The organism is Streptomyces sp. NPDC020731, assembly GCF_044334705.1.
Taxonomy (GTDB): domain Bacteria; phylum Actinomycetota; class Actinomycetes; order Streptomycetales; family Streptomycetaceae; genus Streptomyces.
The window spans coordinates 41,235-53,909 of the sequence record NZ_JBIRTN010000024.1 but is presented as its reverse complement, the minus strand read 5'-3'; the positions used below and the strand labels follow the sequence as shown (position 1 = coordinate 53,909).

Annotated in this window: 11 protein-coding genes and 1 pseudogene; 7 read left to right on the top strand and 5 right to left on the bottom strand. The window is 70.0% G+C overall.

All coding sequences use genetic code 11. From position 1 onward, the window contains the following. Positions 1–14 precede the first annotated feature (14 nt). The gene (locus ACH4VX_RS30925) at positions 15–1,475 is read right to left on the bottom strand and encodes an aminotransferase class I/II-fold pyridoxal phosphate-dependent enzyme (RefSeq protein WP_398372009.1); all 1,461 of its coding nucleotides are present in this window, start codon (positions 1,473–1,475) and stop codon (positions 15–17) included. Positions 1,476–2,245: 770 nt separating this feature from the next. Between ACH4VX_RS30925 and ACH4VX_RS30920 the strand changes: the two genes are divergently transcribed. Then, entirely contained in the window at positions 2,246–3,427 is a 1,182-nt protein-coding gene (locus ACH4VX_RS30920; RefSeq protein WP_398372102.1) for a PP2C family protein-serine/threonine phosphatase, read from the top strand. 580 nt (positions 3,428–4,007) lie between these two features. On the opposite strand, the gene ACH4VX_RS30915 is transcribed toward ACH4VX_RS30920, so the two are convergent. Together ACH4VX_RS30915 and ACH4VX_RS30910 are read right to left on the bottom strand one after the other, a co-directional pair. After that, on the bottom strand, positions 4,008–4,586 hold the full coding sequence (locus tag ACH4VX_RS30915) for a DUF6328 family protein (protein ID WP_398372007.1): 579 nt from the start codon (positions 4,584–4,586) through the stop codon (positions 4,008–4,010). Between the two features lie 234 nt (positions 4,587–4,820). Beyond that, a complete protein-coding gene (locus ACH4VX_RS30910; RefSeq protein ID WP_398372006.1) occupies positions 4,821–5,591 on the bottom strand; it encodes an ANTAR domain-containing protein in 771 nt (256 codons plus the stop codon). Between the two features lie 1,413 nt (positions 5,592–7,004). Here ACH4VX_RS30910 and ACH4VX_RS30905 point away from each other — a divergent pair. After that, entirely contained in the window at positions 7,005–7,340 is a 336-nt protein-coding gene (locus ACH4VX_RS30905; RefSeq protein ID WP_398372004.1) for a MerR family transcriptional regulator, read from the top strand. A 55-nt stretch (positions 7,341–7,395) separates the two neighbouring features. Here ACH4VX_RS30905 and ACH4VX_RS30900 read toward each other — a convergent pair whose 3' ends face one another. Together ACH4VX_RS30900 and ACH4VX_RS30895 are read right to left on the bottom strand one after the other, a co-directional pair. Next, positions 7,396–7,533, bottom strand: coding sequence for a hypothetical protein (locus ACH4VX_RS30900; protein ID WP_398372002.1), 138 nt, complete (start codon positions 7,531–7,533; stop codon positions 7,396–7,398). 393 nt (positions 7,534–7,926) lie between these two features. Beyond that, positions 7,927–8,487 (bottom strand): hypothetical protein, encoded by a 561-nt coding sequence (locus ACH4VX_RS30895; RefSeq protein ID WP_398372001.1) that lies wholly within the window; start codon positions 8,485–8,487, stop codon positions 7,927–7,929. An 81-nt stretch (positions 8,488–8,568) separates the two neighbouring features. On the opposite strand from ACH4VX_RS30895, the pseudogene ACH4VX_RS30890 reads away from it, so the two are divergent. The 5 genes and pseudogenes from ACH4VX_RS30890 (at position 8,569) to ACH4VX_RS30870 (ending at position 12,486) form a co-directional block, all read left to right on the top strand. Further along, positions 8,569–9,165, top strand: a pseudogene (locus ACH4VX_RS30890) (hemolysin III family protein). Positions 9,166–9,630: 465 nt separating this feature from the next. Beyond that, entirely contained in the window at positions 9,631–9,834 is a 204-nt protein-coding gene (locus tag ACH4VX_RS30885) for a cold-shock protein (RefSeq protein ID WP_007387007.1), read from the top strand. Positions 9,835–10,158: 324 nt separating this feature from the next. Then, complete coding sequence (locus tag ACH4VX_RS30880) at positions 10,159–11,664, top strand: DEAD/DEAH box helicase (protein ID WP_398371999.1); 1,506 nt, start codon at positions 10,159–10,161, stop codon at positions 11,662–11,664. 52 nt (positions 11,665–11,716) lie between these two features. Beyond that, positions 11,717–12,121, top strand: a complete 405-nt coding sequence (locus ACH4VX_RS30875; protein WP_398371997.1) for a CBS domain-containing protein — start codon at positions 11,717–11,719, stop codon at positions 12,119–12,121. 53 nt (positions 12,122–12,174) lie between these two features. After that, positions 12,175–12,486, top strand: a complete 312-nt coding sequence (locus ACH4VX_RS30870) for an SCO5918 family protein (RefSeq protein WP_398371995.1) — start codon at positions 12,175–12,177, stop codon at positions 12,484–12,486. Positions 12,487–12,675: the final 189 nt, after the last annotated feature.

The following is a 12,675-nucleotide window of genomic DNA, read 5'->3' as shown; positions in this document are numbered from 1 at the left end:
TGCGGGCCGTGACATCACCGAGCTGTCACGCGCAGGGTCTCGATGGTGGGGTCGGCGGAGTCGGGGACGAGCATCCCGGCGGCCACGCCGCTCCTCAGATAGTCGACGACTTCCGCGGTGATGACCTCCCCGGGGGCCACGACGGGCACGCCGGGCGGGTAGGGACTGAGCAACTCGGCAGCGACGCGCCCGACGGCCTTGTCCGCAGGGACGTGCTCGGCTTCCGCGAAGAAGGCGTCACGGGGAAGCACGGCCTGTTCCAGCTCCAGCGCATGCGGTTCGGGAAGCCGGACGGGGGGCCGGCCCTCGATGGCGTCGGCTGTGTCGACGAGGCGGTGCAGGGAGTCGACGAGCAGGGTCTCGGTGCGGTCGTTGTCGGCGTGGGTGATCTGCCCGCTGATCCGGCAGGTGTCGGAGGAGCCGACGTCGACGTGGCAGTGGGCGCGCAGCCATTCGGCGGCCTGCATGCCGCTGATGCCCAGCTCCCGTACGTCGATGGTGATCTTCAGCAGGTCCAGCTCCGCCGTCAGGCCCGCTTCGACGACCTCCGGTCCCATCAGACGCAGTCCGGGCATGCCGGCGACAGCCTTGCGGATGCGGGCGACACGGCGCAGCGCCGCGTCCAGCAGGCCGTGTCCCTGCTCGGCCATCTGACGGCGCCACCCGTCGAGGGTGGCGTAGACCAGGGAGGAGGAACTGGTGGTGCCCAGCAGGTCCTCGCGCTGCTTGAGCACTTCGGGGGATACCCGGTCGCCCTGGAGGTGGAAGACGGAACTCTGCTCGACCGCGCCGCCCATCTTGTGGACGCTGGTGACGACCAGATCGGCGCCGGCGTCCATGCCCCAGGACGGCAGATCGGGGTGGAACGGCAGATGCGCGCCCCACGCCTCGTCGACGATCAGCGGAACGTCCCGTTCGTGACAGGCTTCCGCGGCACCACGTACGTCCGCGCAGGAACCCCAGTCCGTCGGCGTGATCAGCAGCATCCCCTTCGCGTCGGGATGTGCCCGCAGCGCCCGCCGGACGTCGTCCGGCTCCGGTGGGTGCGCCAGATGCCGCTCGGCGTCGAACTTCGGATGCACCCACACGGGCTCCACACCGTTGACGATCACCGCGGCGATCACGGACTTGTGGGCGTTGCGCGAGATCAGCAGCTTCTCGCCCGGCCCGGCCACCGCCAGCATCGCGGTCTTCACCGACAGGGAACTGCCGCACGTGGAGAAGAACGCCCGCTCGGCGCCGACCGCGTCGGCCATCAGCTCCTCCGCCTGCGTCAGCACCCCTTGGGACTCACGGCGGTCGTCGAGCCCGTTCAGGGAGAGCACGTCCGAGGCGAAGACCCCCTCGCCGACGATGTCGACGACCCGGGGATCGGCTCCCAGCCCCTGCTTGTGACCGGGAGGGCCGTACACGACGTCACCACGACGCCGGAACTCCTGCAGCGCCTCCAGCACAGGGACACGGGAGTGATCCATTCTCGACCTCCTGTTGGGTGTCTTCCGGGCGGGGCTCCACCCGGGACGACCGGGCTGCCCTCCGTCACCGCCGAGTGGCCCGGACACCGGGGCCGAAACGGCGGGACGACGACCGGCATCGGCGAGGGCGGGGCGAGCACCGACTCGCCCGTGGCCCGGGCAGGACATTCGTCCCGCTTGCCGGGCCGGCTCCCCCTCGTCGGTCACAGGGCTTGAGCGGATCGCCGCTCGATCACCCGGCTCCCCGCCCCTCACGCCCCACAGCCACCATGGAGCCCGTGACGTCCTGACGAGCCCCGTCCGTCCTGGGGACAGGAAGCCGTCCGGTCCCGGATCTCTCCCTCCCGGTCGTCCGGGCAGGGCGGACCCCCCGACCACCCGGCACAATGCGCCGCGGGGGCGACAGGCAGGGGCGTGTTCTTGTCGCGCTCCGATCTCGGGCGACTGCCCCGCACGCATGGAACGCCTGGCGGGTTGCGTGCAGTCGTCCGAGAACGGGTAGACCCCGCAGTGACCGGGTGCCCGGTACGTGCCGGGCGGGAGGGAAACCGTCATGCCGATCGTCCGCCCCACGCTGCCGGGAGGTCTGCCCGGGTGTGAGGCGCCGCCGGGTCGCATGCGCACGGCCCGGGCCGACGGAGGTGAGGAGAATCCACGCCGGAGGCACAAGCCCTCGTTCGTCCTGGGCCTGCCTGTCCCGGACGGTCGCCCCCAGCCGGGTGTCGGCCGTGGTTGACAGGGGTGTGGCGGCGTTGGCTCTGGTACGGCTGATGCAGACCAGTCACATCGCCACGTTCGAGCAACTGCCGGACCTCATCGCCGAATACGCCGCCGGTACCGGGGCGTACGACACGGCCGTCTTCGTGGTCGACATCCGCGAGAGGGTGCTGCGCAGGCTCACGGGCAAGGGCCCGGACGCCGGGGCCGATGGGCAGGAGTTCACCGTCCAGGGAAGCCTGCCCGGTCAGGCGTACCAGCGTGTGGATCTGCTCGCCGAGTCGGCGACGGACAACGCGCCGGACGGCCGGCGACGGTGGTGGGTCGCCGTCACCGACGGCGTGGAGCGCCTGGGCGTGCTGCGGACCGACACCGACACCGATGACGAGGCGACCCGCCAAGCCGTACGCGATCTGGCGTCGATGACGGCCCTGCTCCTGCTCAGCAAGCGGTCCTTCAGCGATTCCTTCGCGCGCCTGGCGCGCACCGAGCCGATGAACGTGGCGGCGGAGATGCAGTGGAATCTCACCCCTCCGCCCGCGTACGCCGGACACGACGCGACGGTCGGCGCGGTCATGGAACCCGCCTATCAGGTCGGCGGCGACGCCTTCGACTACGCCGTGGCCGGCAGCGTGCTCCACGTGAGTGTCTTCGACGCCATGGGCCACGACACCACTGCCGGGATCACGGCGAACGTCGCTGTGGCAGCCTGCCGCAATGCCCGCCGCCACGGCACGGCACTGACCGAGACCAGCGAGTGGGTCGAACGGACGCTGTTGGATCAGTTCGGCGCCAGCCGCTACGTCACCGGCATCCTGGCCGACCTCGACATGGACACCGGGCGGTTGACCTGGGTCAACCGTGGTCACCATCTTCCGATTCTGATCCGCGGGAACCGGTGGACGACCGAGTTGGCCTGCCCGCCGGCCGGCCCCATGGGCACGGGGCTGGGCCTGCCGGTGACCGAGTGCGCCGAGCAGCTGGAGCCCGGCGACCGCCTGCTGCTGTACACCGACGGTGTGGTCGAGGCCCGCGACACCCGGGGCAGGCAGTTCGGCCGGGACCGGTTCGTCGACTTCGTCCGGCGCCATCACTCCGGTCGGCACACCCTGCACGAAACCCTGCGACGGCTGATGGCGGCCGTCATGGATCACCACGGCGGGAAACTCGACGACGACGCCACCGTCGTGCTCACCGAATGGCGCGGCGGACACCAGGACGAGCTGATCCCCTGAACCGCGGCCCGGCAGGACAGGAGCGTTCCGTGGGCACCGACCACCCCCGCCGCCCACGGCCGGCAGATCCACCCGAACGCGTTGTACCGCGCGGACCGACCGGGTGCGATCGGTGCGGGGCGGGGACCGGCGCTCCGGACGGTGCGGTGGGCGGCGATCGGACAGGTGAGTCCCGAGGAGTCCGGGACAGTGACACCGGGCAGGTCCACGAGCACCGTATGACCGGGGGAACCGACCGGCGTCGGCCAAGTCCCCGCCCCTTGCCCCACACCGGACGCCGCCTCGCACCGGCCGGTCCGCGTCACTGCCTTGGGACGCCCACCTGACGGACACGGGCAGTCGGACGGGTCTTCTCCCCCGGGCGGTGGTGCCGAAGCGGGCACGCGGTGTCGGAGGACGCCGTCGTTGGGGTGCGCGAGGTGGCCACGGCGGCCCGCGGGCCCTCCCACGGTGTCCGGGTCGCGATACCGCGCGGTTCGTGGCGGGCCCGCCGGAGCACCTCGGGGCCGGGGACGGTGTTCCGATCCAGGTACTTCCGGACGTCCAGGTACTCCCGGACGAGTCGGCCGGCCCTTCGCGCTCAGGTGCGCTGTGCGTCGTCGGCGCCGGAGCGCCGAGCGGCACGACGGCGCAGGCGCAGCGGCAGCACGTACCAGCAGAGGCCGAACCACAGCATGACCGCGCCGACGAGTATCTCGGCGAGAACACCGGGAACCACGACACGAAGGATCAGCAGGAGCGTGCAGCCGATGGTCAGCGCGAGGAGGACCATGCCGCACATCATCAAGCGGCCGGCGGCCTCCACCACCTCGTCCTTCATGCGCTGGCCGGACAGGAACCGGTGGATGGAGACGGGGGCTATGAGCGATCCCGTGGCTGCCGCGCCGAGCACCACGGTGATGACGTAGACGACGCGGTCGAACGTCTCCAATTCCCGGAACAGTGGGGTGAAGGCCACACTGAGCAGGAACCCGAAGAGGATCTGCACGCCCGTCTGAGTGACCCGTGTCTCCTGCAGGATCTCGTTCCAGCGGCGGTTGACCCGCTCACGTGCCGTTTCGGGCACTTCGGCACCAGGTCCCGGACCGTGGCTGTCGTGGCGCGCGCAGCAGGCGGTGTCCTCCCCCGCCGTTTCGACCGGCTGCTCCGTCATGGTCATGGCATCCTCCGAATCTCAGACAGACCGGTTGCCCCGTTCGAGCCACTTCCATGCAGGTCATGGGTGGGGGAAGGCCGGTCTGGTTACGGCATGAAGGCGCGAACAGCCGCCGAGCAGATTGCTCGACGGGCGCGCTGTGGCGCACTGCGCGAGGAGGTTCGAGCGGCCCTGGACGCTGCTGCCTGCCCGGTCGTGCTCACGGTCGCGCAGCCCGTGGGGGAGCAAGCGGCGACGTCACCACGCCGACGGCAGCAACGGGGCGGAATCCCCGGCGGCTGCGTGGTGCACGAGTGAGGCCGCGATCTCGCGGAGTTTGACATTGGTGCGCTGGGAGATCCTGACCAGGATCTGGAAAGCGTCGTCCGGAGCGCAGCGGCGCTCGGCCTGAACGATACCGATGGCCTGGTCGATCACTGCGCGCGACGTGAGTGCCTGGCGCAGCTGGCCGACCTCGTCCTCCAGGTGTTCCAGCCGGTCGCGCTCCTCGTCGGCGTGGGCGAGGTAGCGGACGAATCGGCTCTGCGCTTCGGCGTCGTGGGCGGTGGGCGTTTCGGTGCGTTCGTAGGCCCGGCGGATCCGCCGCAGCTCCAAGTGGACGTCGGTCACGTCCTCCACGTGGTGCACGACTCCCACGAGGACGCCCTCGGAGTCGAGGAGCGGGCTGTTGACCGGGCTCCAGAACTTCTCCGTGAAGCCGGTGGAAGAAGTTTTCCACGGTATGTCGTACTTCTGGACGCGCATGGTGTCGGGCGCGCGGTCGTGCATGACGCGCCGCAGCGACGCACCGAGTCTCGCCACGCCGTCCGCATGGGGGTCGTGCGGGTTGTCCGGGAAGGCCTCGAACATGTGCCGGCCTGTCAGCTCGTCCCGTTCCCGCCGTGTGGCGTGCGCGTAGGCGTGATTCACGTGCTGGATCCGCAGGTCGGTGTGCAGGATCACCATGGGGGCGGGCGAGCCGAAGAACGCGGCCTCGAAATCAACGGTGGGGGATACGGGCGTCGGCATGGCCCCGCTTGTACCCGATGTCGAGATATCGACACTTGGTGGAACGGGGCGCACCGGCACGGCGGTCCGCTGTGCTCCGGCGACTGCGTACTCGGAACCATGGACCTGCTCACGTCCGGCCGGAGGCGGCGGGGGAGCGCGCGCGGCGGAAGGGGGCCGCTGTGGCCGATGCCGTCCCGGGCCGGCCCGCCTCCGTGCCGCACCCCGGCTCGGTGGGATTGCCGGTGCCCTCCTTGAAGCTCGGCCCTGGCCTTCGCTCAGGGGCAACCGGCGTCCGGGATGTGGCGACCGCCCCGGCCGCCGGGACCCACCACCGACCTCGGGTGGGCCGGAAAGAGGCAGAGCACGCATGCAACGCGACGCCCGCTGTCCTTCTCATCGGCGCCATGGGCCTCGGCTTCGGCACCGTCGTCATTCCCGACACCGAGACCGAAGCCGCAGCCGGTTCCACCGCGGCGGCCCTCTGCGCGACCTGCTGCGTCATGATCACCCGTGCTCGCGAGCGGGGCTGGCCTGGGTCGGCAGGGCAGCCGGTCGCCGCGCCACCTGGCGGGCCGGCAGGTGACAGAAGCCTGACAGGTCGACCTCGAAGCGGAACTGGCGCTATAGCCCACCGCTGCACCGCCGCCTCTCGCGCCGGATCCAGCTCCGGGCGGCACACGGCGCTACATGTCCGTTCGCCGTAGTCATACGAGAACAGGGCCAGCTACCTCGCGGCCAGACCCGCGAAAATCTGTGTTGGCTGGAGTAGACATTGGGCGATGGGCCGGTTATGGTTTCTCTCGTAGTCGAGATCAGGAGAGGCCCGGCAGGGATGAACTGCCGGGCAGTAGTACGAAGTTGCAGTGCGCAGGACGGTGCGGCGGTGGAGTTCCGAAGCCAGGGTTGTTGCAGGACGGCGACGGGGCTGACGGCCGGACCGGGTGGCCCGCAGTGATCAGGGGCCGCCATGAGCAGGACCGCAGTACCCGCAGTGCAGTTTTCGAGTGGTACCCCGGTAAAGGCGTCTGACTGCGGGCGCGCGTACCGGGAGGTTCGGCAGTGGGGTTCTGAGCCAGAGCAGATGCAGGACGGGCGACGGGGCTGGCTGCCGAAGAGTGGCGCTGTTCCAGGCCACCAGCAGTACCGCAGTACCGGTTTGGCAAGTGATGGATCAGAGGGAAGAACGGAGGAGCCGAGCGCCATCAGGATCGCCCGGACGAGTAGCAGGTCCGGGTACCGCAGGACATCGATAGTGAGGTGGTCTCCGGTCACGCATCCGCGATCCTCGCACTCCCGGCAGCCTTCAGGCCGGGCACGCGGAAACAGAAGGCCGGCGCATTACTGGGGCCGGCAGATGGTGTAGCAGTTCCTTCGGGGCCCTGGTGCCGGTACGGCACCAGGGCCCCTCCACGCGTTCCACAGAGAGGTGCAATGACAGCAGACGATTCCTTCGGCCGTCTCGACGACGACGACTACCCCGCCTACACCATGGGCCGGGCCGCCGAGATGCTCGGCACCACCCAGAGCTTCCTCCGCGCCGTCGGCGAAGCCCGCCTCATCACCCCGCTGCGCTCCGCAGGCGGACACCGCCGCTACTCCCGCTACCAGCTGCGCATCGCCGCACGCGCCCGCGAACTCGTGGACCACGGCACTCCCATCGAGGCCGCCTGCCGCATCATCATCCTCGAAGACCAGCTCGAAGAAGCCCAGCGCACCAACGCCGAACACCGCCGCGCCGCCGAAGCGTCCAAAGCACCCGCGGCCTGAGGCAGTGCGTGGTCCTTGCCTCGGGTGACAGGGGTACGGGCGTGCAGCGCCCGCGTCAGCTGTCATGGTTCGGAAGTTCCCCCTTCGCCCGCGTCTTCGGCGCGGGCGTGCTGCTGTGCTGCTGGAACCAGGCGGCCATCTCCGCCTCGCGCATGTTGCGGGAGGCGTACATCGGCTGGACGGCTTGAGACATGACTGCGTCCGGTAGCTGCCGTCGCCCAGGCGGAGGGTGCTGTCGGCCGGACAGTGGGCCCCCTCTCGCGAGTGGGGAGAGGGCCTGCCTTGGACAGGATCGGGTCGCGCGGCCATGGCTGCGCGACCCGAGGTGCAGCTGGGGACGGCGCCGCCTCGGCTGAGAGTTCCTGGATGTCAACGTCGACCGAGAGCGTTCAACCGTCGCCGAGACTGGAAGCGACGACGCTGCGGTCCTGGTCGTCGGCGTGCTGGTCACCGGCGACCAGGGTGTGGCTCGGGACACGGGCACCGGGCCGGAGGAGCATGGATACGAGGCCGGGCTGCGGGCCGCGTGGCGGCTGGGGCGTTGCATGCCCGGTGCGACTGTCGTGCGGTCTGGAGGAGCAGACGTTCAGACGCTCGTCCAGGCTTCGAGGAAGGCTTTCCGTCCAGCAGGATCGTCCGACCTGCGGTCTGCGTGCAGGACGTGCCAGGCGGTGAGTTCGAGATCGCGGAGCCACAGTTCTCCGATGACCTGCGTCTTGAGGTCGGGGAGATAGTCGGACTCGACGAGCGCTTGACCGATCACCTCCCCGGCCGCGATGCGTTGGGGCGGGGTCATCTCATCGACAGCCGAGAGGATCTGGCGGGCCAGGGCGGTTCCTTCGCCTGTCAGGGCTTGCAGCACCTCGGCCTTGATGTTGGCGGGTAGCAGGTAGGCGGTGCCCGAGGACCTCCACAGGTTCGACCAGAAGCGTTCGCCTGCCTCGGTGGGGGCAGGGAGCGCGGCCAGCAGCCCGAGGAGATGGCCGATGGACGCGTAGCCGCCGGAATGGGCAGCTGCGACGACCGCGATGCCGGCGACACGCTCCACATCGAGATGCCGGGCTCCGAGGTCGGAAACGAGGCCCAGTTGGTGTTCCAACTGGTTGGCGAGCGGGGCGGACACGTGGGGGCGGACCTCAGGAAGCATCGGCGATCCTTGCGGGTAGGCGAGCGGAGATGCCCGTTCGGAAGCCCTGATCGTTCCCCAGGATCGGCGGCGCTACTCGGCTTGGGGCGACCCAATTGGCGGGACCTGGGAGCCGCACCGGCGTCCGTCCGCCTGGCTCCTACCCCGCAGGCGGCCTTGGCCCGCGCCGTGTACGCGGTCACCGCCTGGCTGCTGTTCGCAACAAGCGCCATCTACCACCGCGGCACCTGAGGGCCGCTCGGCGAGGCTCTTCTGCGACGTCTCGACCACGCCGACATCTTCCTGATCATCGCCGGCACCTGCACCCCCCTGGGCGTACTCCTCCTGGCGCCGGACCGGCGATCCGTGCTGCTGTGGATCGTGTGGACGGGCGCGTTGGCAGGCATCGCGTTCCGGGTCCTGTGGGTCGGAGCCCCGCGCTGGCTGTACACCCCGTGCTACCTGGCCCCGGGCTGGGCGCCGGTGCGCCACCTGTCCGACTTCCTGCACACCGGCGGAGCGGCCGTGGTCGTCCTGATCGTGGCCGGCGGTCTCCTCTACAGCGCGGGCGCGGTCGTCTACGCCCTCCAGCGCCCCGACCCCTCACCCCGCTGGTTCGGCTTCCACGAGGTGTTCCACGCGTTGACCGTGGCGGCCTTCGCCGCGCACCGCATCGCCATCTCCCTGGCCACCTGCTGACCGTCCCGCCACATCACCGCACGTCTGCCGGGCTGCCTGTCCCACCAGCGGTCCTGATCCGTGGCGAGACCGGCGTACGGGCCGCCGGGGCCCACGCCGGGCAGGAAATTTCCACCGGAATACGCGCTCTTTTGAGCGCTTAACGGCGATCACTGTTCCTGGAACGCTGTGCTTCGGGCGGGTCAATATCTATGGCCGCGAGGTGAGGGTTTGGCACATCGCACGGAAAGTGTTTTTGCCGCAATCGGCAGGGCGGAGCCATTTAGCGTACTCGGCCCGTCATCTCGTGCTACTGTCGATCTCAGTTGCAGTTGTGGTTCCCAGGACTTCAGGCGTCCTCGCCGGTGTTTTCAGCCGTCGGCGGCGTTTTCGTATGGCCGGTCGTTTTCCGGACGGGGCATCATCGCGGCGACCCGGTATCCGTGCACCACGGGTCCCGGCGTACTGCCCAAGAGGAGATATGACATGGCGTCAGGCACTGTGAAGTGGTTCAACGCGGCCAAGGGTTTCGGTTTCATCGAGCAGGACGGCGGGGGCGCCGACGTGTTCGCCCACTTCTCGAACATCGCCGCCCAGGGCTTCCGCGAGCTGCTCGAAGGCCAGAAGGTCACCTTCGACATCGCGGCGGGCCAGAAGGGCCCGACGGCCGAGAACATCGTCCTGGCCTGACGCCGACGCGCACTTCGTAGCTGGGGCCCGCATCCCTCGGGGTGCGGGCCCCAGCTGCGGATATTTCCCGCAGTGGTGCGACCCGCGGGACGAGGAGCGCCCGCAGTTTCTCGGTCAGGGGCGCGCGCCTCGTCCAAGGGGCAGCCGGTAGGCGTCCGGGATTTCACGCCCGTATGGCGTCAGGAATTCCGTCGATGCAGCCCGCACCAGATCTACTGCACTTCAAACTCTTTTTCGCATCCCATTCGGTCCGTTCTTGTGACTACCCGCGCTGCTTCTGCTGCGGGAATTCCTTGATACGTGCCGTATCAAGGAAGGTTTTCAATGAAATCCGCACATGCCAATGACCGTTCCTCCCGCCGCGACCGCAGCGAGGGCCCCGCTTTCGGCGCCGGTTCGAAGCGGAGCAGCCGTTTCGGATCGTCCGCCCCGAACCGTTCAGGGGGGCCGAGCCGTTCGGGCGGCCACGGCCGGCGGCCCGCAGCGGTCCAGGGCGAGTTCGCCCTGCCCAAGACGATCACTCCCGCGCTGGCCGCGGTCGAGGCGTTCGCCGACCTCGACATGCCCCAGCAGCTGCTGGCCGCGCTGACCGCGCAAGGCGTGAGCGTCCCCTTCCCGATCCAGGGCGCGACCCTGCCCAACACCCTCGCGGGCCGCGACGCCCTGGGACGCGGACGCACCGGCTCCGGCAAGACCCTCGCCTTCGGCCTGGCCCTGCTGGCCCGCACCGCCGGACAGCGCGCCGAACCCCGCCAGCCGCTGGCCCTGATCCTCGTGCCGACGCGTGAGCTGGCCCAGCAGGTGACCGACGCGCTCACCCCCTACGCCCGCTCGGTGCAGCTGCGGCTGGCCACGGTCGTGGGAGGGATGTCGATCGGCCGGCAGGCCAACGCGCTGCGCAGCGGCGCCGAGGTCGTCGTCGCGACGCCGGGCCGGCTCAAGGACCTCATCGACCGCGGTGACTGCCGGCTGAACCAGGTCGCGATCACCGTCCTGGACGAGGCGGACCAGATGGCCGACATGGGCTTCATGCCCCAGGTCACCGCGCTCCTGGACCAGGTCCGCCCCGAGGGACAGCGGATGCTGTTCTCCGCCACCCTGGACCGCAACGTCGACCGCCTGGTCCGCCGCTACCTCACCGACCCGGTCGTCCACTCCGTCGACCCCTCCGCCGGTGCGGTCAGCACGATGGAGCACCACGTGCTGCACGTCCACGGCGCGGACAAGCACCGCACGACGACGCAGATCGCGGCGCGCGAGGGCCGGGTGATCATGTTCCTGGACACCAAGCACGCCGTCGACCGGCTGACGCAGGACCTGCTCAACAGCGGAGTACGGGCCGCCGCCCTGCACGGCGGCAAGTCACAGCCGCAGCGCACCCGCACCCTGACCCAGTTCAAGACCGGACACGTCACCGTGCTCGTGGCCACGAACGTCGCCGCCCGCGGCATCCACGTCGACAACCTCGACCTGGTCGTCAACGTCGACCCGCCGACCGACCACAAGGACTACCTGCACCGCGGCGGCCGCACCGCACGCGCCGGCGAGTCCGGCAGGGTCGTCACCCTGGTCACCCCCAACCAGCGCCGCGACATGAGCCGCCTCATGACCGCCGCCGGCATCATGCCCCAGACCACCCAGGTCCGCTCCGGTGAAGAGACACTCAGCCAGATCACCGGCGCCCAGGACCCCTCCGGCATCCCCGTGACGATCACCGCGCCGGCCGCCGAGCGCCGTCGGCGCAGCACCTCGTCCTCACGCGGCCGGCGCAGCCCCGCCTCGGCCGCCCGGCGCAGGACCCGGCAGTCCTCGGTCGACGCGGCGGCGTAAGGACTTCGTGTCCAGGCTCAGGAAACCGGCCCACCTCTGCAGGAGGCACGTAGTGACGATGGTCCAGATGCAGCCCCGCCCGACGGGCACCGCCCCCCTACCCAAGACGGTGGCCGACGCCATGGAAGCCGCCGGACCGCAGGTCTGCGACGACATGACCGTCGAGGTGGCCCTGTCCGTCATGACGAGCGCCCGCACCGCACACCTGCTCGTCTGCGACAACGACGGCGTGTGCACCGGACTCCTCACCCAGACCCAGCTCACCGCGGTCCGCGACAGCCCCCTCTACACGGACCGGGTCCAGCTGCGGGACATCCTCGTCGACCCGGGGCCCTTCGCCTCACCCGTGACCACCATGGCCGAAGCCGCGCACACGATGCGCTACCGCCGCCTCGGTGCCCTGCCCGTGGTCGACGAACACGGCAACGCCCTGGGCGTCCTCTCCCCGGCCCGCTGAACCGCCTCGACCGCGGCAAAACCACCCCCTCGTTCCTCTCCCTGTGAGGCATCATGCGCTGCGTCATCGCCCGCTTCCCCTTCGACCTCACCAAGAGCGGCGTCCTGGAATCGATGAAGGGGGTCAAACCCGAGGAAGTCCTCGGAGCGTCCGTGATCATCGGCCGTCGCACCTACCCCGTCAAACAGGTCGGACAGGTCCTCACACGCCAGGACCGCCGCGACTTCAGCGCCGGCGAAGTCCTGCGGGCCATGGCCCAGCTCGGCTTCACCTGCCGCGACCACTCCCGAGCCACTGCACCCACGCACACACCCAGCCCGCTCCAACAGGCTTCCATGCTGCTCGGGGCCCCCACAACCGTCTGACCCACGAGCAGGCCCGAACCGCCATCGCGGCAGCAGGGAGCATCACCGCCATCACCGCGCACTACAGTGCCGTCCTTCTGGCTGCCGCATGAGGCACATGCGGCAGCGCAGGGCGCCCGGGGCCGCACCTGACCGCACACGGTCCGATAGTGGTGGCGGCCGGGCGGCTGGGTACCCGGGCGCGGGCTG

Bases quoted from the DNA above. Each gene is read 5' to 3' on its own strand.
- ACH4VX_RS30915 (WP_398372007.1), bottom strand. From the start codon at position 4,586: ATGACCATGACGGAGCAGCCGGTCGAAACGGCGGGGGAGGACACCGCC.
- ACH4VX_RS30910 (WP_398372006.1), bottom strand. From the start codon at position 5,591: ATGCCGACGCCCGTATCCCCCACCGTTGATTTCGAGGCCGCGTTCTTC.
- ACH4VX_RS30885 (WP_007387007.1), top strand. From the start codon at position 9,631: ATGGCGTCAGGCACTGTGAAGTGGTTCAACGCGGCCAAGGGTTTCGGT.
- ACH4VX_RS30925 (WP_398372009.1), bottom strand. From the start codon at position 1,475: ATGGATCACTCCCGTGTCCCTGTGCTGGAGGCGCTGCAGGAGTTCCGG.
- ACH4VX_RS30895 (WP_398372001.1), bottom strand. From the start codon at position 8,487: ATGCTTCCTGAGGTCCGCCCCCACGTGTCCGCCCCGCTCGCCAACCAG.
- ACH4VX_RS30870 (WP_398371995.1), top strand. From the start codon at position 12,175: ATGCGCTGCGTCATCGCCCGCTTCCCCTTCGACCTCACCAAGAGCGGC.
- ACH4VX_RS30920 (WP_398372102.1), top strand. From the start codon at position 2,246: ATGCAGACCAGTCACATCGCCACGTTCGAGCAACTGCCGGACCTCATC.
- ACH4VX_RS30880 (WP_398371999.1), top strand. From the start codon at position 10,159: ATGAAATCCGCACATGCCAATGACCGTTCCTCCCGCCGCGACCGCAGC.
- ACH4VX_RS30905 (WP_398372004.1), top strand. From the start codon at position 7,005: ATGACAGCAGACGATTCCTTCGGCCGTCTCGACGACGACGACTACCCC.
- ACH4VX_RS30900 (WP_398372002.1), bottom strand. From the start codon at position 7,533: ATGTCTCAAGCCGTCCAGCCGATGTACGCCTCCCGCAACATGCGCGAG.